The sequence below is a fragment of the Lacrimispora amygdalina genome, assembly GCF_003432035.1.
Taxonomy (GTDB): domain Bacteria; phylum Bacillota; class Clostridia; order Lachnospirales; family Lachnospiraceae; genus Lacrimispora; species Lacrimispora amygdalina.
Genome location: NZ_QOHO01000049.1, coordinates 107,914 through 131,010, shown reverse-complemented (window position 1 = coordinate 131,010; position 23,097 = coordinate 107,914). Strand labels below are relative to the sequence as shown.

24 protein-coding genes are annotated in these 23,097 nt (G+C 43.0%); 4 read left to right on the top strand and 20 right to left on the bottom strand.

Annotated elements, in window-relative coordinates; translation table 11 throughout:
- Positions 1–60 precede the first annotated feature (60 nt).
- The 5 genes from DS742_RS15850 to DS742_RS15830 are packed head-to-tail and all read right to left on the bottom strand — an operon-like array spanning position 61 to position 2,526.
- The gene (locus DS742_RS15850; RefSeq protein ID WP_117417952.1) at positions 61–240 is read right to left on the bottom strand and encodes a PspC domain-containing protein; all 180 of its coding nucleotides are present in this window, start codon (positions 238–240) and stop codon (positions 61–63) included.
- A gap of 36 nt (positions 241–276) precedes the next feature.
- Positions 277–1,182, bottom strand: coding sequence for a hypothetical protein (locus tag DS742_RS15845; protein ID WP_117417951.1), 906 nt, complete (start codon positions 1,180–1,182; stop codon positions 277–279).
- Positions 1,179–1,925, bottom strand: a complete 747-nt coding sequence (locus DS742_RS15840; RefSeq protein ID WP_117417950.1) for a DUF1700 domain-containing protein — start codon at positions 1,923–1,925, stop codon at positions 1,179–1,181. The genes DS742_RS15845 and DS742_RS15840 overlap by 4 nt, the downstream gene beginning before the upstream one ends.
- Positions 1,922–2,242 carry a PadR family transcriptional regulator gene (locus tag DS742_RS15835; RefSeq protein ID WP_117417949.1) on the bottom strand — a complete coding sequence of 107 codons (321 nt, stop codon included), beginning with the start codon at positions 2,240–2,242 and terminating at the stop codon, positions 1,922–1,924. Before DS742_RS15835 ends, DS742_RS15840 begins: the two co-directional genes overlap by 4 nt.
- Positions 2,243–2,277: 35 nt before the next feature.
- Positions 2,278–2,526 (bottom strand): PspC domain-containing protein, encoded by a 249-nt coding sequence (locus DS742_RS15830; RefSeq protein WP_117417948.1) that lies wholly within the window; start codon positions 2,524–2,526, stop codon positions 2,278–2,280.
- Positions 2,527–2,849: 323 nt separating this feature from the next.
- On the opposite strand from DS742_RS15830, the gene DS742_RS15825 reads away from it, so the two are divergent.
- A complete protein-coding gene (locus DS742_RS15825) occupies positions 2,850–3,254 on the top strand; it encodes a hypothetical protein (protein ID WP_117417947.1) in 405 nt (134 codons plus the stop codon).
- Between the two features lie 152 nt (positions 3,255–3,406).
- On the opposite strand, the gene DS742_RS29240 is transcribed toward DS742_RS15825, so the two are convergent.
- Genes DS742_RS29240 through DS742_RS15810 form a run of 3 tightly spaced genes read right to left on the bottom strand, consistent with a single transcriptional unit; the run spans position 3,407 to position 6,383 of the window.
- Positions 3,407–4,849, bottom strand: coding sequence for an ROK family protein (locus DS742_RS29240; protein ID WP_205692766.1), 1,443 nt, complete (start codon positions 4,847–4,849; stop codon positions 3,407–3,409).
- Complete coding sequence (locus DS742_RS15815) at positions 4,839–5,135, bottom strand: hypothetical protein (RefSeq protein ID WP_117417946.1); 297 nt, start codon at positions 5,133–5,135, stop codon at positions 4,839–4,841. Before DS742_RS15815 ends, DS742_RS29240 begins: the two co-directional genes overlap by 11 nt.
- A gap of 12 nt (positions 5,136–5,147) precedes the next feature.
- Entirely contained in the window at positions 5,148–6,383 is a 1,236-nt protein-coding gene (locus DS742_RS15810; protein ID WP_117417945.1) for a D-alanyl-D-alanine carboxypeptidase family protein, read from the bottom strand.
- 294 nt (positions 6,384–6,677) lie between these two features.
- Here DS742_RS15810 and DS742_RS15805 point away from each other — a divergent pair, with 294 nt between their 5' ends.
- Positions 6,678–7,982, top strand: coding sequence for a polysaccharide deacetylase family protein (locus DS742_RS15805; RefSeq protein ID WP_496196559.1), 1,305 nt, complete (start codon positions 6,678–6,680; stop codon positions 7,980–7,982).
- A 75-nt stretch (positions 7,983–8,057) separates the two neighbouring features.
- Here DS742_RS15805 and DS742_RS15800 read toward each other — a convergent pair whose 3' ends face one another.
- From DS742_RS15800 to DS742_RS15780, 5 genes are all read right to left on the bottom strand, one after another.
- Positions 8,058–8,750, bottom strand: a complete 693-nt coding sequence (locus DS742_RS15800; protein WP_117417943.1) for a response regulator transcription factor — start codon at positions 8,748–8,750, stop codon at positions 8,058–8,060.
- Positions 8,751–8,844: 94 nt separating this feature from the next.
- Positions 8,845–10,158, bottom strand: coding sequence for a CitMHS family transporter (locus DS742_RS15795; RefSeq protein WP_117417942.1), 1,314 nt, complete (start codon positions 10,156–10,158; stop codon positions 8,845–8,847).
- A gap of 80 nt (positions 10,159–10,238) precedes the next feature.
- Positions 10,239–12,383: an ATP-binding protein gene (locus DS742_RS15790; RefSeq protein ID WP_242996510.1), complete on the bottom strand. Its 2,145-nt coding sequence runs from the start codon at positions 12,381–12,383 to the stop codon at positions 10,239–10,241.
- Between the two features lie 100 nt (positions 12,384–12,483).
- Complete coding sequence (locus DS742_RS15785; protein ID WP_242996505.1) at positions 12,484–13,437, bottom strand: TIGR03943 family putative permease subunit; 954 nt, start codon at positions 13,435–13,437, stop codon at positions 12,484–12,486.
- A 17-nt stretch (positions 13,438–13,454) separates the two neighbouring features.
- Positions 13,455–14,423 carry a CobW family GTP-binding protein gene (locus DS742_RS15780; protein WP_117417940.1) on the bottom strand — a complete coding sequence of 323 codons (969 nt, stop codon included), beginning with the start codon at positions 14,421–14,423 and terminating at the stop codon, positions 13,455–13,457.
- Positions 14,424–14,667: 244 nt separating this feature from the next.
- Here DS742_RS15780 and DS742_RS15775 point away from each other — a divergent pair, with 244 nt between their 5' ends.
- Positions 14,668–15,693 carry a PTS sugar transporter subunit IIC gene (locus DS742_RS15775; RefSeq protein ID WP_117417939.1) on the top strand — a complete coding sequence of 342 codons (1,026 nt, stop codon included), beginning with the start codon at positions 14,668–14,670 and terminating at the stop codon, positions 15,691–15,693.
- 63 nt (positions 15,694–15,756) lie between these two features.
- Here the strand turns inward: DS742_RS15775 and DS742_RS15770 are convergent, their stop codons facing one another.
- The 5 genes from DS742_RS15770 to DS742_RS15750 all read right to left on the bottom strand — a co-directional run bounded on the left by DS742_RS15770 (position 15,757) and on the right by DS742_RS15750 (position 19,848).
- A complete protein-coding gene (locus DS742_RS15770; protein ID WP_117417938.1) occupies positions 15,757–15,939 on the bottom strand; it encodes a FeoB-associated Cys-rich membrane protein in 183 nt (60 codons plus the stop codon).
- Between the two features lie 16 nt (positions 15,940–15,955).
- Positions 15,956–16,609 (bottom strand): potassium channel family protein, encoded by a 654-nt coding sequence (locus tag DS742_RS15765; protein WP_117417937.1) that lies wholly within the window; start codon positions 16,607–16,609, stop codon positions 15,956–15,958.
- Positions 16,610–16,626: 17 nt separating this feature from the next.
- Positions 16,627–17,982, bottom strand: a complete 1,356-nt coding sequence (locus DS742_RS15760) for a TrkH family potassium uptake protein (protein ID WP_117417936.1) — start codon at positions 17,980–17,982, stop codon at positions 16,627–16,629.
- Positions 17,983–18,085: 103 nt separating this feature from the next.
- A complete protein-coding gene (locus tag DS742_RS15755) occupies positions 18,086–19,117 on the bottom strand; it encodes an LCP family protein (RefSeq protein WP_242996503.1) in 1,032 nt (343 codons plus the stop codon).
- Positions 19,118–19,194: 77 nt separating this feature from the next.
- A complete protein-coding gene (locus DS742_RS15750) occupies positions 19,195–19,848 on the bottom strand; it encodes an HAD family hydrolase (RefSeq protein ID WP_117417934.1) in 654 nt (217 codons plus the stop codon).
- 165 nt (positions 19,849–20,013) lie between these two features.
- On the opposite strand from DS742_RS15750, the gene DS742_RS15745 reads away from it, so the two are divergent.
- Positions 20,014–20,202 (top strand): hypothetical protein, encoded by a 189-nt coding sequence (locus DS742_RS15745; protein WP_117417933.1) that lies wholly within the window; start codon positions 20,014–20,016, stop codon positions 20,200–20,202.
- Positions 20,203–20,224: 22 nt separating this feature from the next.
- On the opposite strand, the gene DS742_RS15740 is transcribed toward DS742_RS15745, so the two are convergent.
- Positions 20,225–22,123 carry a PTS fructose transporter subunit IIABC gene (locus DS742_RS15740; RefSeq protein ID WP_117417932.1) on the bottom strand — a complete coding sequence of 633 codons (1,899 nt, stop codon included), beginning with the start codon at positions 22,121–22,123 and terminating at the stop codon, positions 20,225–20,227.
- Positions 22,123–23,040, bottom strand: coding sequence for a 1-phosphofructokinase (pfkB, locus tag DS742_RS15735; protein WP_117417931.1), 918 nt, complete (start codon positions 23,038–23,040; stop codon positions 22,123–22,125). Before pfkB ends, DS742_RS15740 begins: the two co-directional genes overlap by 1 nt.
- Between the last annotated feature and the right edge of the window lie 57 nt (positions 23,041–23,097).

Sequence of the window (23,097 nt, the reverse complement as noted above, 5' to 3'; positions counted from 1 at the left end):
GCCGCAAGGCGCACACAAAAAGAAAGAAGCAAAATACCGCTTCTTTCTTCTTAAATAAAACTATCTTCTTGGTATAATCACTGCTGCAATGATATAAGCCACAATTCCGGAACCCGTGCAGGCAAGGATCGCCCATAAAAGACGTATAATTGTGGGGTCTACATCAAAATATTCAGCAATTCCGCCGCATACACCGCACAGCATTTTGTCCGTATCAGAACGGTATAATTTTTTCTCCATGATTTAATCTCCTCTCTTGTTTTCACTATGCTGACTCTATTGATAAAAATTCACATCAATTGCTCCTGTACTGCAATCCAGGTCCATGTTCTTGTCTGCAGAATAATCCCAGTTATCTCCGCCGGCAACGAAGGCCATCTGCTCATCCACAATTTTAATCGCCCCAAGGCTAGACTGAACCTTGTAATTATAATCTTCCTTTTTCCCGGAAAGAAGCAGTTTCACTGCACCCACCCTGCAATCTCCAGTTATATCTCCAGTTGTTGTTCCGGTATATTCCACTGCTCCCACATTGCATTCAATATTTAAATGATTGACATTTCCCTGTTTAACGGTAAGAGCACCTGCTTTTACTTCCAGATTCATATCATCAGCAGACAGGGATCGGCAGGCTACTATGGGAGTGGCCCCCTCTCTCTTTAACATGCCTTTCTTCCTGGATACTTCTAAATCCACTTCTGAAAAACTATATCCCTTTGGCACGCAGATTATCATGACCAGATCTGTATCATCTGTCATAATCCCGCCGCCAACAGTCAGTTCCAGTTCTCCATCGGATTCTCCTATATGCCAGTTGCCATCCTCTTTGTTGCAATATATAGTTAATTCGCTCACAGCAGGATCTTCTTTTATAAAAACTCTTCCCGCTCTGATCTCTGCTTTCAGGCTATTTGCTGTGCCGGAGGTATAAATCTGCCGACCTGATTCAGCAGGTTCATCAAGATCAAGGTAGGAATAATCTCCTGTTTCCACTGCATGATTTTCAAAATCCATATCGTCAAATGAAAAATTAGAGAATGTATTATTCTTCCAGTGGATCACTTCCCCTGGCGCAATATCCCAGATATTTGCTCCATAGGAGACAGCGGCTGCAGCCATGGCTCCTCCTGCGGCCACAAGGATTATTCCTGCGATCAGACATCTCTTCACAAATTTGTTCATGTCCGCGCCCTCCTTCCATGCAATAATCTGCTAACCATATTGATACAGCTTCGAAACAGAAATGGAAGAAACTTTCCGTAAAATACGCCGCACACTGCCAGCGAGAGGAGGCCGAGACCAAGTATGAGTATCCCCAGACCCAGTAACAATATTCCGTCTAGGGGATGAATGATCATGGCAGTAAAACCAGCAACAGCCAGGGCAAAACCGGCTGCAAGTAATGCAAACGTGACTGCTCCTACTGCCACCACTGCTGCAACCAAAACTCCGAAAAGACCTGCCAGTATGCCCACAATCCCTCCGCCAATGCCAAAAAGCATGGGGGATGCAGCGATGATCAGTATAATCCATAGAATAATTTTAATTAGACGTCTGCCATCCCTGGGTTTGCTTTCTGCTGGTTTCCTTCCTGTTTGTTCATACCCGCTGTCTTTTTCCGGCTGCTCCGTTACCTCCGGGAGATCGTAGCGCTTTGCCATCTGGAAATTAGGATCCCGAAAGCGTTCATCCTGATAACCGCTTTCCGTAAATTCACCGCCGTCCTTTAAATGACCGTTCATATCAGCCCGGATCATGGCTGCAATCCGCTCTGGACTTCCAAATTCACGAATCACCGAATCCTCATTCTCCGCCCCAGCTTCTTCCAGATAATCTCTGTAATATTCAATTGCATCTTCTTTTTCTTCATCCGGAATATCCGCCAGCAGATATTCCAGCTCTCTCATAAACTCATCCCTGTTCATATATGTGCCTCCTCAAAAATACGGGATATCTTTAGCGAATAGCCTGCCCATTCGCTCTTATAGAGATTTAACTGTATCCGCCCTTTTTCCGTAATCTTATAATACCTGCGGTTTCTTCCATCGTATGCAAGATCATATACTTCAAGACATTCTTCTTTCTGAAGCCTTCGAAGCACAGGATAAAGCGTTGATTCTGAAATCTCAATAACATTTCTCACATCCTGGGTGATCTTGTAGCCGTAAGTTCCCTCCTGGTCTTTCGATACGACCGCCAGGACAATGGCGTCCAATAATGCTGCTCCTGTGTTAAAAACCATACGTCCACTCCTATCTTTCCTGCCTGGGTGTTCCTTTATTCTCTGCTTTCTCCAGGATCCTTTGGTATGATCACTGCTGCGAGTATATAAATGGCAATACTTCCGCCAATTAAAGATGCGCCTGTAAACAAATGAAACAGATGCCTCCATGTCTGAAACAGCATGAGCAGAACCCATATCAGCCTTATCATAACCGGATCCACAACCAGATACTCCCCGATTCCTCCGCAAACTCCACATAAAACTTTGTTCTTCACTGAACGGTACAAACGTTTCGATCCCACGATTGACCACCTTTCCTCTGACTTTTTAATTTTCATTTATAATATTATTTAAATTTGTATATTATATGTTGTATAATATATTGTTATTATATGCTATATAATATTAGTTGTCAACACCTATTAGAAAAAAATGCAAAATTATAAGCATCAATTTAGCACTTAAATTTTGACATGTTGGTTAAAATTCATATTTTTTTGTGTTATAATGTACTGGATTTATAAGCCAAATATCAAGTTCTTCATGGGAATTAAGGTTCTATCAACATATTGCATCCAATGCAATTGATATATCATTTTTCTAAATTTAAAAAGGAGCTATATTTATGCAAAGAAAATTATTGTCTTTTTTATATGTAGATTTCGTAATACCGCTTTTATGTTGTATTCTTCTGCCAAGCATTGCAGCTAAAGCGAAATTAAAATTTATTGATAGCCTTATTTATAAAGATGTTCAAAAAGCATCAACTTTTAATTCTGTTATCTTTGGAATTGCGATCTATATTCTTTGTTTTATATTTATCAAGTTATTGAATACATTATATTTGAATATTATTGTATCATTTGCAATTATTTTTTTTCTATTTTGGCAATTAATACCGCTGAGTGCTGATTTTTATAAATTTAGTTTCAATTATGTCAATGCTCTTATAGGAATATATTTATCTGCAATGACGGTAAATAGTTATTATTTATTGAAGAACAATAAAAAACATAACAAATACTTATGAGGTGATATTTTTTATAACAAACACCGCGCACCTCCATAGCGTGTGGTTCATATTTCCCACGCTTTGCGTGCTCAACATGGGCACGCCCCATAAAAAACCCCTAGCCCTCGTAAATAGGGCTAAGGGAGTTAAAACCACAGATAATTTTTAGTTTATGATGTTTTTACAAGAAACTTTTCAAAAGCCTTCTCTACTTCTTCTTCCTCATCCGTGTACGCTGTAAGTTCCAGTGTTTCCTCCAGATTCAGGCTGAAAATTCCCATAATGGATTTTGCATCTACCATGTACTTAGACTGGGATAAATCCATTTCACAGTCAAAATGACTGCAAATCCGGTTAAATTCCTGTACATTTGCTGCCGTCGGTATATAAACCGTTTTCTTTACTATATTAAGCCTACCGATTTTATTTTTCTTCATATAATGATACAGGGCACCAATGAGATTGGAATCATTAAAATAGCGGCAGGCAGTGACTTCCGGTGTAGGTAAAAAAGGAGACAGCTTCCGCAGAGGATTCTCATTGCAAAATCTCTCCACATGTTTTCTCACATACTCAATCAGAAGAGGCTGTTTGCTGATACCGCCTCCGATTGCCACAAGCTCCGCATCAAAAAGTACCTGTAAATTATAAATCCGAACCGCAAGCTGTTTCGTAAAGCGGTCTAACCCCTTTAACACCTGCGGATTTCCCTGTTCAGCCATCTCAAAGATACGGATACCATCAAGCTCTTCTTTCGGAATTCCCGTTTCTTCTGACACTGCTTTTACCAGAGCCGGAGTTCCTCCTGTAGTTCCCCAATATCCGGTCATCTGGTCCAGATTTTCGTCTGATACTGCCATGTAGCTGAATTCTCCTGCCGAAAAATGATTTCCCTTATAAATCTTACCGTCGATGATCAGACCTCCTCCGACAGCGGTTCCCAGTACAAGCACAATACCGTTTTTAACGTCCTTCAGACTTCCCATCCATTTTTCTGCAAGAGCCGCACATTTTCCATCATTTTCAATTGTAACCGGCACTTTGCATCTTTCCTGAAGCAGCTCAACCATATTGTGACCTGAAACACAGCTTAGCTTCCCGCCTGTATAGCAGTATCCTGTTTCACTGTCTAGTATCCCGGGCGCACTCATGGCGATCCCTTCTGCCCTGCCTTCATACTTTCTGTATATGGAATGCAGGGTTTCTAAATAATCCTCCAGGCCATCGCTCTTATAAACTGTTGTCTTAACCTTGCCTTTTTCAATAATTTTCCCACCCTCATTCATAAGTGCATACTTAATAAATGTACCGCCTGCATCAATTACCAGATATTCCATCTGTCTTTTCCTCCTTCTCCAGTTTTCGCAGCAAGTAGGCCGGAATACAGTTCCAGGCATGGCAATTGCGTTTACAGCCGATGAGCCATAGGGAGATTCTTCGGGATTTTCCGGATTATACAGTTCCCAGATTGTATCTGCCCCCTGAGAAAGCATTCCACCCCAGTAAAATTTCATATAATCCACTGCCATTTTCTTTTCTCCGCACAGAATCAGCGCCTCCACATAATGGTGATTCATGTAGGGAGTCACCAGCCCATAGCTTCTAAGCCTCACTGCTGCAATACCCCTTTTCCTCCTGTAATTGCTTTGCAAGCTTTTTTTCTTCCAGGATTTCAGCAAGTTCAATCGCTGCATTCAGGATATAGATATAGATTGCATGAGCACTGGCCTGTTTGTCAAGTCCTTCTTTCCAGTCAAAAAAGCACCAGGACTTATCGCTGCCTTCAATTATATAATTATTCACTTTACAAAAAGCATAAATAGCAGCAGGTATCCTCTGAATGAAATGAAAAGGATACCTGCTGCTATAATCCAAAACCAGACATGCAAACATCTGCATTATTCTTTTTTTCTACAAGCTAAACACATGCAGCAGACGTTTCAAATAATCTCCAAACTTCGCCTCCCGCACAGCCCCTGCTGTCAGAACCGGCACCTCGCCGATCTTTTTCCCGCCAAGAGTATAGATGAGGCTTCCTGCCGACTGCCCATCTTCTACGGGAGCCGTTATGGAAGGAACCAGCTCCAGCTTCCTTTCTATCGCAGTAAAATCCTCCCCCTTCAGGCTTAAATAAGAAAACGACCCCCCATACTTTAAGGGAACTATCTCTTCTACACCGTTATCCACAACCATATCCGGAAGAGGCAGCATCTCTTTGTCTTCATACAGCTTACAATTTGCATAACCGTAATTTAACAGAGTCTGGGCATCTGCAAATCTCACTTTATAATCCGGTGCAGCCATGATGGAAGCAATCAGACGGACACCGTCTTTTTCGGCAGTCGCAGAGAGACAGTACTTAGCAATGGAGGTAGATCCGGTTTTTAAACCGGTTACCTGAAAGTTGGTCGCCATTTTTAAAAGCTTGTTGGTATTGGAAAGTCCGAATTCCTTCGTTCCCTGTTTTGTCACATGAGTGATATTTTCCATCCAGATTGTAGAGTAATTATGAATCTGGGGATACTTATTGATCAGTTCCCTGGACATAATTGCAATATCTCTGGCAGTGGTTACATGAGTGGGGGATTCCGTAAGGCCGCAGCAATCTTCAAAATGGGTATTTGCCATTCCCAGAGCGGCTGCCCGCTCATTCATCATTTTCACAAATTCATCCTCTGTTCCTGCTATGTATTCTGCCATGGCAACGGAAGCATCGTTGCCTGACGCTACAACGATACATTTAATCAGAGTTTCAACCGTCTGAACTTCTCCTTCTTCCAGAAATACCTGGGATCCGCCCATGGATTTGGCATGAGCACTGGTCACAACCTCATCCGTCATTTTAATCTTGCCTGATTCAAGAGCATCAAAAATAAGGATCAGCGTCATAATTTTTGTGATGCTGGCAGGACTTCTTTTTTCATCTGCATCCTTCTCATAGATGACCTGCCCGGTAGATGCTTCCATCAAAATCGCACTTGGAGACTGCAGCGCCGGACCGCCTTCTGTGTTAACCGCCTGTGCCTCTTCCGCCTTTACAATCATGTCCGAGGCAACCGCTATATCCGGCACCTGCCCTGCCGCCGTCTGACATAAACAGGAAAATAGCAGAAAAAAGCTTAATAAAAATGCTGTAACTCTTTTCATGTTATACACGTTCCTCTGATCAATACCTTTCTATCATTGTATGGGACTTCTTCCCTTACATATGCCACTTTTACTAAAAAAAATTACCCCATTTTCATTTCATCTTTCTACAAAGTATGCTATACTTGGACAGGGAATGTTATTTTAGTAATAGATACATCCAAAAATATAACAGAATTATGAGGTTTCGTTATGAATCAAAATGATTATCGTAAATGGAATGTTGGAAAAGGGCCAAAAAATCCAAAAAATTTAGTGGCAGTCATTCTTGCCGGACTGCTGATTGTAATGATTATGATACTCTGCGGTATTATTATTAATAAAAAGATGGGGCATAGAATTCTGCCTGCTGATTCATCGGTGGCATCTGTTTCTTCCGAAAGTGAAGCACAGCCTGCTTCTGAGGAAACTACCAATGCCAGTACATCACAGGCAGATAATCTGATGGCTCTTTTATCAAACGCAGAGAAGCTTGCATCCCAATACGATTATGACGGAGCCATTAACCTTTTAAAATCTGATGCCACATTATCATCAAAAGAGGAAGTTGTTTCAGCTGTTACCGGCTATGAGGCTTCTAAAGCTGCCCTTGTCCGGATTAATCCTCAGGAAGTCACCCATATTTTTTTCCATTCACTGATTATAGATACATCTAAGGCTTTTGACGGTGATTCCAAGCAGGACGGTTACAACCAGATGATGACTACCAAAGATGAATTTATAAAAATGATGCAGTCCATGTATGACAAGGGTTATGTTCTTGTAAAAATTCACGATCTGGCTTATGAAACGAAAGATGAAAACGGCAATCCAAAGTTTGTATATGGAGACATTATGCTGCCTCCTGGTAAAAAAGCCTTTGTACTGTCCCAGGATGATTTATGTTATTATGAATATATGCAGGGGGACGGCTTTGCCACCCGTATAATTATCGGAGAGGACGGCTATCCTACCTGTGAAATGCAGATGGCTGACGGCAGTGTTTCCGTAGGTGATTATGATTTGGTACCGATCCTCGAAAACTTTATAAAAACCCACCCGGGTTTTTCCTATAAAGGCGCAAGAGGAATCCTGGCCTTTACCGGATACAACGGAATTCTTGGCTATCGGACGGACGAAGCCTATAAAGATAAGAACCCTAACTATGAGGCAGACCGGCAGGCGGCTGCAAAGGTTGCACAGTCATTAAAAGACCATGGCTGGGAGCTGTCTTCCCACAGCTGGGGCCACCGTAATATGGGTACTATTTCCATGGAGCACTTTAAGACTGATACGGATAAGTGGGAACGCAATGTAGCGTCTATTATCGGACCTACTGACATCATACTATTTCCCTTTGGAAGCGATATCGGAAGCTGGACTCCCTATACAGACAGCAATGAACGTTTTACATATTTAAAATCCAAGGGCTTCCGCTACTTCTGCAACGTAGATGCCAGTAAGCCCGTCTGGATGCAGCTTGGACCTGATTACTTCAGACAGGCCAGAAGGAATTTAGATGGTTACCGGATGTTTTACTATCCTGACAGCTTAAGTGATTTATTCAATGTATCTGATGTATTTGATCCGGCAAGACCTAAGCCGGTTCCGCCTATGTAATAATATTATTCAGGCATAGAGACAAAAGGACGAATTGCAGCATAACAGCAAACTGTTATTCCGCAATTCGTCCTTTTATCTTACCTCATCTTTAAATATGTATCCCAGACCCCAGGCTGTCCTTAAATACTTCGGGTGTTTTGGATTATCTTCGATTTTATCCCGTATGCGCTTCATATACACCATAATAGTGTTGTCATCTACAATTGAATTTTGCCACACATTGACATAGAGCTGTTCTTTTGTAAAAACCTGATTTTGGTTTTCCATGAGAAATTTTATTAAAGCCAGCTCTTTTGATGTCAAAAGTATCTGCTTTCCATTCTTTCTTAATGTGAAATCACTTAAAGACAGCCGTAGTTCTCCGCAAACCAGTTCCTTCTTTGATTCCATATTATAATCTTTGTTTCTTCTGATGAGAGCATTGGCCTTTGTTGTCAGCATTTCCAGACTGAACGGTTTCGTAATGTAGTCATCACCGCCCAGAGTGATGGCAAGTATTTTGCTCTGTTCTTCCAGCTGACCGCTTAAAAACAAAACAGGAGTATAGATGCCTTTTTTTCTGATCAGATTTACTACATAAAACCCATCCATATCATCCATAATTACATCCAGAATAATCAAATCAAAAATATATCGTTCCAGCAGCTGAATCGCTGAAGTACCGCTGTCCGCCACAGTTACCTCTTTATTTTCTCTTTCAAAAACCTGTCTCAGTGATAAACGAACGGAACCGTCATCATCAATTACTAAAATCCTATCTGTCATCACATTCTCTCCCCGATTTTTGCATGTATCTTCTCCAGTATAAAACAAACCGAAAAAAAAAGCAAATACAGCATGTCATCAGATACGATTGATGTTACAGCTTGATAATTCCCATCAGCAGACCGCCCAAAAGCATGATCATAGTCACTGCGAATAACCACTTAAAGCAGAAACGGATGTGATCCTTTAAATCCATATCCACAAGTCCGATCGCCAGATAAGTTGCAGGAACCAGCGGGCTTATCATCAGTACTACATTCTTACCTATAATCATTGCCATTGCCGTATTTAGACCAGCTATCCCATATTTTGTTCCAACCTCAATGATAAGCGGCATAATTCCATAAAAATAAGCATCCGTGCCCACTACCATACCAAGAGGCATTCCAAGTACTCCGAAAATAATGTGTATGTAACGTCCAAGTGCATCAGGGAGTACACTGATAATTGCATTTGCCATGGCATCCAGCATATTTGTTCCGTTCATGATTCCTACCATAGCGCCAGAAGCCAGCATGGTGGCAGATATGATCAGAGCTGTAGGTGCATGGGCTTTAATCCGGTTATCCTGTTCCTTTAGGGATGGAAAATTAATGATTAACGCTGCTGACAAGAACAACATAAACAGTACATAAGATGTCGTAATATTTAACATCAGGGAGGCTATCAGACCTACTGTCAGCAGGATATTAAACCAGAGGAGTCCGGACCGTTTCAGTTCCTGGCCCTGTTGTACCTGTGCAGCGGCTGCCTCAGCAACATCGCAATCTCCTGCATCTCCAACCAGACCGGCTCCCCTTCTCTTTTCCAGAATTCCAAGCACCACGGCCAAAAGAATGGTAACAATACAACCAAGAACCTGGATCGGGATTAACATATGCCACAATATAGTTGCATCCATTCCAAGCACTGTAGCCGTCCGCGCTGTGGGGCCTCCCCATGGAAGAAGATTCATAACCCCCATGGCAGATGCCACTATGCAGAGAAGAACATGAGGCCGGATTTTCATTCGTTTATAGATTGGCCACATGGAAGGTATGCTGATTAAAACGGTGGTTGCAGTCGAACCGTCAAGATGCGCAATAATTGCAATGATTGCCGTTGCAACCGTTATGGATACTACATTCGCTCCCGCTTTTTTTACCAGGAAGTTTACTATAATATCAAATACACCTACATCTGACATGACACCAAAAAATACAACTGAAAAAAGAAACAGAATAGCATTACTGGTGGTAGTCCCCACTCCCTCTTTGATAAAACCGCCCACTTCGCCAACGCTGTATCCCATAATCAGCGCTGCTATAGTGGGAACAGTGATCAGAACTACAATGGGGGACATCTTTCCCTTCAGCAGTAAAGCCACGATTGCTATAACCATAATAAACCCAATTGTTGCCACAAACATAATAAACCTCTCCTTTTATTTTAATAATTTAAATATACGGACAGGTTCTATATATTTTTTGACTGATTTCTTAATAACCGTTAAGAACTTAAAGATTCCAGTGCTTCCTCAATTTGAATCATTGCAACTGGTTTTTCTAAGATTCCGTCTACATTCTTACCAGCCTTTTTCCACAGTGATTCATAGTTGTCTGCAGCAGTGATCAGAAGGATTTTGGCATCAATTCCCATACATCGGACTAAACCGGCAAACTCTATGCCATCCATATCAGGTAAGGAATAGTCTGTCAGTATTACATCGATTCCTTTTGCATCTTTTCTTAAAACTCCAAGCGCCTCTACAGGATTCTTGCAGGATTGAACCTTGTATTTTCTCTTTTCCAAACCCTTTACCAGCGCCTTTCCCACTCCCTCCTGGTCTTCCACAACCAGAATGCGCTTAAATCCATTTTTCTTACCGTTTCTGCAGAACCAGGAGGTTTGTTCCTCTTTCTGACACAAAGGCAGTTCTATGGTAAAAACAGTTCCTTTGTCTGACTCCGACTGCACTGATATTGTTCCATCCGCTTTTTCAATGAGTCCTTTAATCACGCTAAGACCAAGTCCTGTTCCTGCCCCCTCTTCCTTGGTCGTGAAGAACGGATCAAAAATGCGGGCTTTCACCTCATCAGACATGCCCGTTCCTGTATCGCCAAAGGTAATGCCATACATTTGCCCTCCGCTCTTTTCCACAAGCCCTGCAGACACGGTAATTCTGCCTTGTTTACCATTCATGGCATAGATCGCATTGGTACTGAGATTTAAAATGATCTGGGAAATCATCGTCTCGCCGCTCTTTATATAGCATTCCTCAGAGGTAATTTCTTTTTCCAGACTAATATTGGCAGGGAGAAGCTTCTTTACCATTCTTAAGCTGCGTTCCAGTTGTTCTTTCACATTGACCGCCACCAGCTTTTCTCCTGCAGAATCCTTTCTTGTAAAGGAAGCCAGCTCTTTCGTCATTTCTGCCGCCCGTTTTGCTGACTGGACCATTTCCGCTACATTTTCCCTGATAGCTGGATCCACACAGGTCTCTCCAAGTATAAGTTCTCCATAAATCAGGATCGGTGTCAGATAATTGTTAAATTCGTGGTTGATCATTCCTGATAAGGCTCCTACTTCCCATAATCTGCTGCCATGCCTGACCTGTTCTTCCTTTTGCCGCAGCTCCTCCAGCGTGCTGTTTAACTCTCTTAAATATTTCACCTCTATTTCCATGGACCTCGTCTGATTCTCCTTTTTCATGTAGTAATACAAAAACAGCCAGAACAGGACCAGTATGATTGCAGCTGCCAGCAGATTTAATCGGGCTGCCTGTCCCAGAGGCTTTTCAATCTCCTTATAATTTAAGGTAACGTTTACAATCCATTGCTGATCACCTACATGAGCCCTTGTATAAACTAGGACTTTTTTTGCTTTTGTCAGCTCCCCCCACCAATAGCTGTCAAGAATTTCCCGTCCTTCGTCATTGTCCTGCTGTCTTTTTATCAGTCCCTTCAGACCAGTAAGATCCAAGTTATAGTCTTTATATTTTTCCAGCCGCCCTTCTACCGCATTCAGGCCGATCTGATCCTCTGTAGGGTGCATTAAAATAACGCCGGATAAATCCTTAACCATCGAATATCCGCTCTTGCCTGCTTTAATTGGCTGAACTATCTTTTTATAAACCTCCCCTGTATTGATAGCAGCTACCGCATAAAAAAAGCGGCCCGTTGTTGTTCTTACTTCTGAAACCATGAACTGGGTGAAATGGCCGGGTCCAGTTAAAACAGGTTCCAGCAAAACGGCCTTCCCCTCTCTGAAATCCGCATTTAAAAGCGCCTTATTAACCGCTTCTTTTGCTTCCATTTCATATGATATCCCGCTAAAGGAGAAGACTTTTTTATTTTCATTCAGTAATTCAATCGATGATATATAATCCTTATTTAATTCGATGTAGGACTTTAGATATATTTCATCCGCATTTTCTGCTGCAATTGGAATAAAAAGAGAAAATTCCTCCAGCTTTTCTTTATAAAACAGATTTAAGCTGTTGGCAGTGGATTTTGCCGTCACCATAAGATTGTCCTGAGTCATCTGTATAACATGTTCCCGATAGCTTTTAAAAATCCAGAAATTCACAGTGAGCAAAAGGACTAAAAATCCCAGACCTGCAGCAATTCCTCTCAGAAGTCTTTTTTTATGCACTTTCAATTTCATCACTCCAGTAATAATAAGAAAAAAGCAGTTGGAAAAATAAGACCGCTCTTCCAACTGCAATTATTCGGGTTAACAATATCTTACCTCATTAAAACTGCACAAACCCTTTCACTGGTTTGGCAGGTTCCACAGTCTCAGCATATAAAACCGGTCCTTCCCCTTCATAATCTTTCCAGTATTCATATGCAATTCTGGCTTTCACGCGGACCCACTGCTTTGTCTCAAGATCTTTGGCATCCCTGGACTTGGTTATAAAGCCCAGAAACGTCATATCGTCTTCACAGCAGGTCATTGCCATACGGCCGGGTACAAAATAATTCTTCGGGAAGTCCGGAGTCTTTAAAACCATGGCGGTAAATTCCACAGTCTTCCCTTCGTAACGGTCCCTGCGCTCCATGCAGTCCAGATACCAGATTCCATATGCTTCCGGTGAAACTTCCACTAAATCGGCGCTGATATCATAAGGCAAGTCTTCTTCTGCGATTTCATTTACTTCTCCCTCAAAATCTTCAAATACAATTTCTCCCCGGGGACACATGGCTTTTAGTGTACGCCGATAGCCGGACAAATCCTCTATTCCATCACAGCGGTTGCAGATAATCATCTCAGAATTGCGCACCATGGAATACAAAAGTGACTTCATATTGGCAGCATACAGATCAAAGGTAGACATATCTATCAGCGTTATCTGCTGATAGACCTTCCAGTCATCAGGCAGCTTTAAATCATCTAAATTCCACATGCCATTCCATTCAATTAAGACTCTCTCCGGATTATACAAAAGCTCCAGTTCCAGAAGTCTTTCCTGGTTTAATTCTTCCAGGCTGTCAATGTAAACGGCTGCTGTCTTTGTCCGTTTCAGCAGCTCATCACTGTATTCCGTTTCGCCTTCTTCGCAGACAATGAGAAGTGTCTTCCCTTCCGCCTTAAAATAATCCTGCTCCATGGTAAATTGAAGGAACTGGGTCTTTCCTGACTCTAAAAATCCATCAATCAGGAAAACCGGCATAAAATCATCTTCCATTTCGTCGATATTACTCATGACTCCCTCCAATTCATTTATCTGCCAAAGGCCTGTTTTAACTCTTCTTCTTTCAGATCAGCCCCGATTACACAAACCTTTCCGGTGTATTCCGGTTTCCCGTCCCGGATTTCATATTGCTCCGGCACCAGATCAAAATAAAGCCATGTTCCCTTTTCCATGCCGGGAATCATGCCCTTTGCACGAAGTACATCTCCAAAACCATCTCCATATGCAAGTTCGTCAAGAATCTGATCCAGTGTCTCCTTACTCATTGCAGGTACATTCTCAAGTCCCCAGCTGCTGAATACTTCATCTGCATGATGATGATCGTGGTCATGACCGCAGCTGCAGCCTCCCTCATGATCGTGATGCGCTTTCAGTTCGTTCATCAGATCATCTTCCATGGTATCCGGCTTTTCGATTATTTCAAGAAGCTGTTTACCGGATAATTCTTCACAGGGTGTTGTAACAACCGCTGCCCGGGGATTCAGTTCCCGGATTATTTCAACTGCAAGATCCACCTTGTCAGCGGGAGCAATATCGGTACGGCTTAATACTACAGTTCCGGCATTCTCAATCTGATTGTTGAAAAATTCTCCGAAATTCTTCCGGTACATTTTACATTTCTGCGCATCTACAATGGTAACCGCACTGTTTAAAGTAACCTGAATTTCAGCTGCCACATCTTTAACCGCTTTCATTACATCGGATAATTTGCCTACGCCGGAGGGCTCAATAATGATACGGTCCGGATGATAGGTTGTAAGCACTTCTTTTAAGGATTGTCCGAAATCACCAACCAGAGAACAGCAGATGCAGCCGGAATTCATTTCCCTGATTTCCACGCCGGCATCCTTTAAAAAGCCGCCGTCAATTCCTATCTCACCAAATTCATTCTCAATCAGGACAACCTGCTCGCCTGAAACAGCTTCCTGCAGCAGCTTCTTAATAAAAGTAGTTTTTCCGGCTCCGAGAAAACCGGATATAATATCAATCTTTGTCATACGAATCAATACCTCTTTCTTTCCAGAGTTTAACAGGAACTACAACTACTTATTGTGTCACAAACAGGGAACAAAGTCAAGCAGAGGCCCCAGGGTTTTTCTCTGCATATTGTTAATGTTTTATCAAATTTATGCTTAAATGCAAGAAAAACTTGAATTTTGGGCATACTATGGTAAAATACATGCAACTGCTTTGACTTAAGGTCGAATGTGTGCACCAAACAACAGAAGGAGATTTTTAATTATGGAAAAACGCGGCGTAAAAGAATTCCTGAAAAGGAAGAACGTCACAATTACCGTCCAGACCTATCTCATTGACGCATTGGGTGCTATGGCATTCGGCCTTTTTGCGTCTCTTTTGATCGGAACCATCTTCGGTACTCTGGGCCAGCAGCTCAACCTGGAACTATTCAACGTAATTGCAGATTATGCAAAAAGTGCCACAGGCGCAGCTCTGGGCGTGGCAATTGCCTATGCCCTTCATGCCCCTGCTCTGGTATTGTTCTCTGCCGCCACCGTCGGTATTGCAGGCAATGCCTTAGGCGGACCGGTAGGTGCACTGGCCGCAACAGTGATTGCCACAGAGCTTGGAAAAATGGTGTCAAAGGAAACCAGGCTGGACATCCTGGTAACACCGGGAGTTACCATCATTTCCGGTGTTTTAATTGCTCAGTTTATAGGACCTGGAGTCGCAGGGTTTATGAGCTGGTTCGGAAGCCTTGTAAAGACTGCCACAGAACTGCAGCCCTTTTACATGGGCATACTGGTCTCTGCTCTCATCGGTATCGCACTGACACTGCCAATCAGCAGTGCGGCCATCTGCATCGCCCTCTCTCTTGACGGTCTGGCCGGCGGTGCCGCGACAGCGGGATGCTGTGCCCAGATGGTGGGATTTGCCGTCCTCTCCTTCCGTGAAAACGGAGTAGGCGGTCTGATGGCGCAGGGTCTTGGAACCAGCATGCTGCAGATGGGAAATATCGTAAAAAATCCGAAAATCTGGATTCCTCCCACCTTTGCCTCCATGATCACCGGTCCCATAGCCACCATGGTCTTCCAGCTGAAAAATATCCCAGCCGGCTCAGGCATGGGAACCTGCGGCTTAGTGGGCCCCATCGGAGTTTATACAGCCATGGGCGGCGGGAAAAACATGTGGCTTGGTATTTTGTTTGTCTGCTTTCTCCTTCCGGCTGTTATCACACTGGTTTCAGGAGAACTGCTGAGAAAAGCAGGATGGATCCAATTTGGTGACTTAAAGCTGGACTTAAAATAAGAACATAAAAACAGGGAACGGGCAGTTCACATATCACACTGCCCGTTCCCTGTTTTTTATTGTTCATGAATCCTTGTTTTTTTTCTGCCTGTTCCTGCCCGAACCGCAGCCGGCACAGTTATCACAGCCGCCGCAGCCGCAGCTTCCTTTGTTTTTTACAACACTGCGGACTGCAAAAAATACCAGAACCAGAAGTATACTTAATATTAAAATTGTTGCCCAGTTTTCAACCAGCCAAACTGACATAATCCCTCCGAAACTGCTACTTCATTTCTTTTAATATACTGTCAATATGTTCTCTCCTGCCGATCACCATTAAATGTTCCTGTGCCTGAATCTTATAATCTGCAGGCGGCATAAGCTGTGCTCTTCCTTCCCGTTTAATTCCAAGAACACTGATATGGTAACGGTTCCTGATATCCACTTCCCTGATGGTTTTATGCACCCATTCCGGAAGAGGCGGAATCTCATAAATGGAATATTCAGGAGTCAGTTCGATGTAATCAAAGACATGGTCTGTGCTGTATCTGACAGCTGTCTTCTCTGCAATATCACGGTCCGGATAGATTACTTCATCTGCTCCGTTCCTTAAGAGAAACTTGGCATGAATATCCCTGTTCGCCTTGCTGATTACCCGTCTGCCGCCCAGTTCCTTCACCAGACTGGTGATTTCAAGGCTGCTTTGGAAATTGGTTCCGATACATACAAAGCAGATGTCAAAATTGGAAATGCCCAGACTTCTTAACACGGTTTCATTGGTACAGTCACCGATCTTTGCACTGGTAACATAGGGAAGTAAGTCCTCTAAGCATTCCTCCTTCTGATCTACGATCATAACATCATTACCAAGGCTTGCCATATTAATGCAAAGGTGATGCCCAAACCGGCCAAGGCCGATAATTAATATTGATTTCATCATAATTCCCCTCTCTTTTATCCTACGTTAATCGCTTCTGCGGGCTGTTCCACATGCGCAATTCTGTGATTTTGTACAAAAGCAAGCGCAAACGACAGGCTTCCGATTCTTCCGCAGTACATCAATAATATGATGATCACTCTGGAAAATGTATTAAGATCTCTGGTAATTCCGGTTGTCATACCCACTGTACCGATGGCGGAAAATGTCTCAAACAATATGTCGGAAAAACCAAGAGACTGATTTGCCATAATTACCAGCGAAGCGGAAAGTGCCAGAAACAGATTAATTGTCAAAATAGTTCCAGCCCGCTTAATGGCCTCATCCTGCAGACGTCTTCCAAATACATTGACTCCATAAGTCTGCTTGATGTTGGAATGAACGCACATCAAAAGCACAAACAATGTGGTGGTTTTAATTCCTCCGGCAGTAGAACCAGGGCTTCCTCCGATAAACATGAGAATGATGGTGAGAAGCTTACTGCCATCCGTCAAAGCATGGGTATCCGTCGTATTAAAACCTGCCGTCCTGGCCGTTACAGAACTGAACAGGGATGTAAGTATCTGTCCGCTTGCGTTCATTCCAACCAGGAGATTGCTTCTTTCCAGCAGATAAAAAAGGAAACCTCCTCCAAATACAAGAATGAAAGTTGTGACCAGTACAATCTTAGTATGAAGGAGATATTTTTTTATATGCAGCTTATTCTTATAAATATCATCCCATACAATAAAGCCAATACCACCGATAACAATCAATGACATGATAACCAGATTAACCAGCCAGTCATCGTAATAGGAAACAAAAGAATTATAAGGTTCTATATGTCCCATTAAGTCAAATCCTGCATTACAGAATGCAGAAACGGAATGAAAAATACCATAAAACACGCCTCTTAAAAATCCAAACTGGGGGACAAAGCGGATTGATAATAAAATTGCCCCTGCGCTTTCAAAAAGGAACGTACCTTTTAATATCCGTTTTGCCAGCCTGACCACTCCGCCAATCTGAAGAGTATTTACACTTTCCTGCAAAAGCCCCCGTTCCTTAAGACCAATCTTACGTCTCAGCACGATGGAGATAAATACTCCCACTGTAACAAAACCAAGTCCGCCGATCTGTATCATTGTCATGATTATAATCTGGCCGAACAATGACCACTGGGTCCAGGTGTCCCGGACCACCAGACCCGTAACACAGGTAGCGCTTGTGGCAGTAAAAAGGCAATTGATAAAATTCTCTGACTGCCCATCCTTGCTGGAAAAAGGAAGCATGAGAAGAAGTGCCCCGGTTAAAATAATTCCTAAGAAACCATAAGCCAGATACTGAGTCTGGCTCACGTTCCACTTAAAACGTTTTTTTCGTTTTTTATCCATGATAGTGCTGCTGCCTTTCCTTTCTTACGGCTGATTCATCAGCATAGTATAGCACATTTCTTTCGAAAGGAAAAGGTAAGTTTTTAACATCCTGCAGGTAAAATTATCTTTTATTCTTAACATTTACCTGAATCTGCCGGCTGGTCTTTTTTACAGTTTCCGAAGGCTCATACAGGTCTTCATCAAATAAAAACTGATGAAGGCGTTTTACATTATCTTCCAGATTAACAGGAATTACACAGTCCCTCCTGTTAATTTTTGCATCTGCAAGCTTTGAGGGAAAACCTTCCGTCTCTGTCAAATGAAATCTCTTTATATTTTTCATGATGGGCAGCATATCCTTCATTCCCACACTGGTGGATATCTGGGGGAGTATGGCATTTGCCAGACGGTTTAAGGTCGGTAAATCTGCCTCTCTGGCTTTTTTCAGTGCCAGATTGGCAACCTCCCTCTGCCTTTCCGTACGTTTAAAATCCGTATCCATTTTTCTGAGCCTGGCATAAGCAACCGCCTGGACCCCGTCTAAATGGTTCGGTCCCTCCTTTTTTAAATGATGGGAGCCCACACCTGTGGATTCCACTGTCTCTGTGATAAATCCGTTAATTACCCGGAATTCATCGTGGCTGATATCCACATCGATTCCCCCGAGAATATTGATGGCATCTGCGACTGCTTTCCAGGTGAAGGAAGCATAATCATCAATAGTAATATCCAGATTATCCGTGAGCGCTTTTACTGCCTGGGCAGGGCCACCGTTAAAGTAAGCTTCATTAATCTTATCATAGCGCCCCTTATCATTCACTTTTAAATAAGTATCCCGGTAAATGGAAACCGCCCTTATTTCCCCGGTTCCCAGGTTTATATTAAACAACATCTGCATATCGGATCTGGTTCCCTTTCCTAAAGTTCCATCTCTGGAATCCACCCCAAATACAGCAACCGTCCAATATCCCTCCATCTTTTCCTGTGTCTCAATGCTGATATTGGTATTTTGAATTTCAGGCATTTCCACTTCCGGCAGTTTTTGAGTCATATGGGCGATGTTCCATGCATATCCCATCATTGATCCGATTAAGGAAGCCCAGACCGATGCTATGATAATCAGTCCCCACTTTAAATAATTCGAATTTGCCATGTTTCCTCCATCCTCTTCATAAAAAAAGAAGAGATCCATTTACATATCTCTCCTTAATTTTCCATTATTTCAGATTTTTATTCAAAAACATGTCGAATCTCACTGGGATGGGAAATGATAAATTTGGGTTGAAATGCTTCCAGTTCCTGTCTGTCCCGAAATCCCCATGTTACGCCAACCGTATCCATGCCTGCATTCCTGCCTGTTTTCATATCCGTGTTCGTATCACCAAAATACAGACAGGCGGAAGGCGGCAGTAAAAAACGGTCTGCCATTAAAAGAGCTCCCGCCGGGTCCGGCTTTACTTTTATTCCATTTCCTTCCCCGATGATCTGGTCAAAATAGTCTTTTCCGTAAACAGCCTCCACACATTCTACTGCCCGCTCATGCCCCTTATTGGTCAGCACGCCGATTTTAATTCCCTTTTCCTTTAAATAGGTTAATAATTCAGGCATACCGTCATAAGCCTTCACCTTATAAAGGCAGTTTTCCCGGAAGGTCTTTTCATAGATGGAAAGCGCTTCTTCATAATGAGCCAGCTCTTTATCTCCCGAATACAGAAGTGCCCGTTCCACAAGCCTCCGGTATCCATCACCTACAAACTGTTTGGTATGTGCCTCATCAACCGGAGCATATCCAAAGTTCCCCATAGTCAGGCTGATGCTGTGAGTCATGGACTTTATTGTATCAATAATGGTTCCGTCTAAATCAAATATACAGCTTTTATACATGTTCTGCCTCCTCACTGCAGTGCTTCATTCGTCTCTTTTTTTCATTCTAAGAAAAATTGTACTTCCTGTCCGGTTAATAATCAACACTTTTTGGCATTTTTTCGTATATCCGTACTGTATCCGTCCATACTTTCACTATCCCATACAGATAAAAAGGAGCATTTTATGAATAGACATTACAGGTACTGGGCTATCGGATTGATTTTAGCATTTGCCATCCTGATGATTGCCGTATTTACAGCCGTAAACTGGTACAAGATCCGCAAAGCAGCTCCGGAAAGTCTTCCTTCTGTTGAAGTCAACAGAAATTTGGACAACGTTCTGGCAGAAAACCAAACACCCCTGTCATACTGACAGGGGTGTTTTCTTACTCTGATCATTCAGACTGCAGGTTTTTCTTTAAAGCTGCAAGTACAAGGCAGCCTGCAAAAGAACCAACAATAATTGCGATTAAATAACCAAACGGATTGCCGATTGTAGGAAGAACAAAGATTCCGCCGTGAGGTGCTCTTAAGGTACAGCCAAGCGCCATGGAAAGACCGCCTGCTACTGCAGAACCGATCATACAGGACGGGATCACACGAAGTGGATCCGCTGCTGCAAATGGGATTGCGCCTTCAGAGATAAAGGACAGTCCCATAATATAGTTTACCAGACCGGACTGACGCTCTTTGTCTGTAAATTTCTTCTTAAAGAATGTGGTACAGAGTGCGATTGCGATGGGAGGAACCATACCGCCAGCCATAACTGCTGCCATGATATCAAAGTTTCCTTCTGCCAGCTGTGCCGTACCAAATACATAAGCTGCCTTGTTAACCGGGCCGCCCATATCGACGGACATCATGCCTCCAACAACTGCTCCAAGTATGATTTTGCTTGTTCCGCCCATACCGTTTAACAGACTTGTCAGACCGTCATTAATAGCGCCTACAAAAGGATTGATAAAGGTGGTTACTACGGAAACAAGGAGGATACCAATCAGCGGATAAAGAAGAACCGGTTTGATTCCCTCTAAGGACTTTGGAAGCTTTTTAAACGCATTCTTTAAAAACAGAACAATATAACCGCCGATAAAACCAGCAAGCAGTGCACCTAAAAATCCGGAGTTTACACTTCCGCCTGCAGGATTTGCAAATGTAGCGCCCATTTTCGCGATCAGGCCGCCGACAAAACCTACTGCCAGACCAGGACGGTCAGCAATACTCATGGCAATATAACCTGCCAGAACCGGGAGCATCATGCCAAATGCCTGTTCTCCGATGGTCTTTAAATAAGCCGCAAGCGGCGTATTTTTACCAAAGTTGGAAGGATCAATGGAATAATCATCAAACAGGAATGCCAGTGCAATTAAAATACCGCCGCCGATTACAAAAGGAAGCATATGGGAAACGCCGTTCATCAAATGTTTGTAAATGGAACGTCCAAATCCTTCCTGCCTGGAATCCTCTCCGGAAGAAGCAGGACCATTGTAACGGTATACCGGTGTTTCACTGCTCACCGCACGCTTAATCAGTTCTTCTCCTTTTTGAATTCCTTCCGAAACGGTTGCCACAACAACCCGTTTTCCGTCAAAACGGGACATATCCACGTTCTTATCGGCTGCGATGATGATCCCGTCCGCTGCTGCAATTTCCTCTTTTGTCAGAGCATTGCCGACACCTTCCGCGCCGTTTGTTTCTGCTTTAAGAGGAATTCCAAGTTTCTTCCCCTTCTGTTCCAGGTTCTCAGCTGCCATAAAGGTATGTGCAATTCCTGTGGGACAGGCTGTTACTGCCAGAACACGGTAACCGCTCTTTGTTTCCTTTGGTTTTGCGGCTTTTCCGGCTTCCTTTTCGTCAATAAGGCGTAAAAATTCTTCCTTGGAACCGGCATGGATCAAAGATTCCTTAAAATCAGGATCCATTAACAGAGTGGATAATTTGGACAATGCCTCCAGATGAACATCCGCCTCTCCATCCGGTGCTGCAATCATAAAAATGATTCTGGACAGGGAACCGTCGTAGGCGTCATAGTCCACTCCATCCGGTACCACAATCGCTGCAAGTCCCGGTTCTTTTACCGCAGCTACCTTTGCATGAGGAATGGCAATTCCATCTCCCACTGCCGTACTGCCAAGGGCCTCTCTTGCCAGAATGCCTTCTTTATAGGCAGCTTTGTTCCCCAGTCTGCCGGCTGCGTTCATCAAATCAACCAGCCGGTCGATGGCCGCTTCCTTACTGGAAACATTTACCCCAAGCTCCACACTTTCCTTTTTCAGTAAGTCTGTAATCTTCATCAATACCCCTCCTTTAATAATTCATCATAAAGCTTCATGATATCTTCCTTCCCTGCAAGACCTTCCGAAAATGCAGTGGCACTTCCGGCAGCGCTTCCAAGACGCAGAGCGTGTTCATAACTGCCGTTTTCCAGATAGCCTGCTACAAAGCCTGCAACCATGGAATCTCCGGCTCCAACAGAATTTTTCACGGTTCCGGAGGGAACTCCCATCTGAAATACTTCTCCTGTCTGGGTAATCAGCACGGCACCGTCTCCTGCCATGGAAATCAGTACATTTTCCGCACCTTTCTCCTGAAGGAGCTTTCCGTAATGAATAATTTCATCTACACTTTCAAGTCTCACACCGAACATCTCCCCTAGTTCGTGATTGTTGGGCTTTATCAGAAATGGGTGGTAAAAAAGCACATTTGAAAGTAAATCACGGGTCGCATCCACCACAATGCGAATTCCTTTTTTATCTAAATACTCCATGATTCTCTCATAAATATCATCATTGATTGATGCAGGAATACTTCCTGACAGGATTAACATGTCTCCGTCCGAAAGACAGTCAAGCTTTTCATAAAGCTGCTCCACATCTTTTTTCGTAATCTCAGGCCCGATTCCGTTAATCTCTGTTTCCTCACCGGATTTGAGCTTTACATTAATTCTTGACATCCCATTTTTAACATGGATAAAATCACTTCGAAATCCCAGGTTTTTCACTCTGCGTTCGATCTCGTCTCCGGTAAATCCTGCAACAAATCCCAGTGCAGTATTCCCGTATCCGAGTGTGGCCAGAACCGTTGAAACATTCAGTCCCTTGCCACCGCAGTAAATGTCTTCCTGCTCCGTTCTGTTGACGGATCCCAGAGTGAAGTGATCTACTTTTACGACATAATCGAGAGCTGGATTAAATGTTACCGTGTAAATCATATATCACTGCTCCTTCTGTATATAAAATTTTATTTCATCCCCTCGTCTATACTATAA

Bases quoted from the DNA above. Each gene is read 5' to 3' on its own strand.
- DS742_RS15805 (WP_496196559.1), top strand. From the start codon at position 6,678: ATGATACTCTGCGGTATTATTATTAATAAAAAGATGGGGCATAGAATT.
- DS742_RS15780 (WP_117417940.1), bottom strand. From the start codon at position 14,423: ATGACAAAGATTGATATTATATCCGGTTTTCTCGGAGCCGGAAAAACT.
- DS742_RS15755 (WP_242996503.1), bottom strand. From the start codon at position 19,117: ATGGCAAATTCGAATTATTTAAAGTGGGGACTGATTATCATAGCATCG.
- pfkB (WP_117417931.1), bottom strand. From the start codon at position 23,040: ATGATTTACACGGTAACATTTAATCCAGCTCTCGATTATGTCGTAAAA.
- DS742_RS15795 (WP_117417942.1), bottom strand. From the start codon at position 10,158: ATGTTTGTGGCAACAATTGGGTTTATTATGGTTATAGCAATCGTGGCT.
- DS742_RS15840 (WP_117417950.1), bottom strand. From the start codon at position 1,925: ATGAACAGGGATGAGTTTATGAGAGAGCTGGAATATCTGCTGGCGGAT.
- DS742_RS15775 (WP_117417939.1), top strand. From the start codon at position 14,668: ATGGAAAAACGCGGCGTAAAAGAATTCCTGAAAAGGAAGAACGTCACA.
- DS742_RS15810 (WP_117417945.1), bottom strand. From the start codon at position 6,383: ATGAAAAGAGTTACAGCATTTTTATTAAGCTTTTTTCTGCTATTTTCC.
- DS742_RS15765 (WP_117417937.1), bottom strand. From the start codon at position 16,609: ATGAAATCAATATTAATTATCGGCCTTGGCCGGTTTGGGCATCACCTT.
- DS742_RS15740 (WP_117417932.1), bottom strand. From the start codon at position 22,123: ATGAAGATTACAGACTTACTGAAAAAGGAAAGTGTGGAGCTTGGGGTA.
- DS742_RS15800 (WP_117417943.1), bottom strand. From the start codon at position 8,750: ATGACAGATAGGATTTTAGTAATTGATGATGACGGTTCCGTTCGTTTA.
- DS742_RS15745 (WP_117417933.1), top strand. From the start codon at position 20,014: ATGAATAGACATTACAGGTACTGGGCTATCGGATTGATTTTAGCATTT.
- DS742_RS15835 (WP_117417949.1), bottom strand. From the start codon at position 2,242: ATGGTTTTTAACACAGGAGCAGCATTATTGGACGCCATTGTCCTGGCG.
- DS742_RS15825 (WP_117417947.1), top strand. From the start codon at position 2,850: ATGCAAAGAAAATTATTGTCTTTTTTATATGTAGATTTCGTAATACCG.
- DS742_RS15750 (WP_117417934.1), bottom strand. From the start codon at position 19,848: ATGTATAAAAGCTGTATATTTGATTTAGACGGAACCATTATTGATACA.
- DS742_RS15850 (WP_117417952.1), bottom strand. From the start codon at position 240: ATGGAGAAAAAATTATACCGTTCTGATACGGACAAAATGCTGTGCGGT.
- DS742_RS15785 (WP_242996505.1), bottom strand. From the start codon at position 13,437: ATGAGTAATATCGACGAAATGGAAGATGATTTTATGCCGGTTTTCCTG.
- DS742_RS15815 (WP_117417946.1), bottom strand. From the start codon at position 5,135: ATGCAGATGTTTGCATGTCTGGTTTTGGATTATAGCAGCAGGTATCCT.
- DS742_RS15770 (WP_117417938.1), bottom strand. From the start codon at position 15,939: ATGTCAGTTTGGCTGGTTGAAAACTGGGCAACAATTTTAATATTAAGT.
- DS742_RS15845 (WP_117417951.1), bottom strand. From the start codon at position 1,182: ATGAACAAATTTGTGAAGAGATGTCTGATCGCAGGAATAATCCTTGTG.
- DS742_RS15760 (WP_117417936.1), bottom strand. From the start codon at position 17,982: ATGGATAAAAAACGAAAAAAACGTTTTAAGTGGAACGTGAGCCAGACT.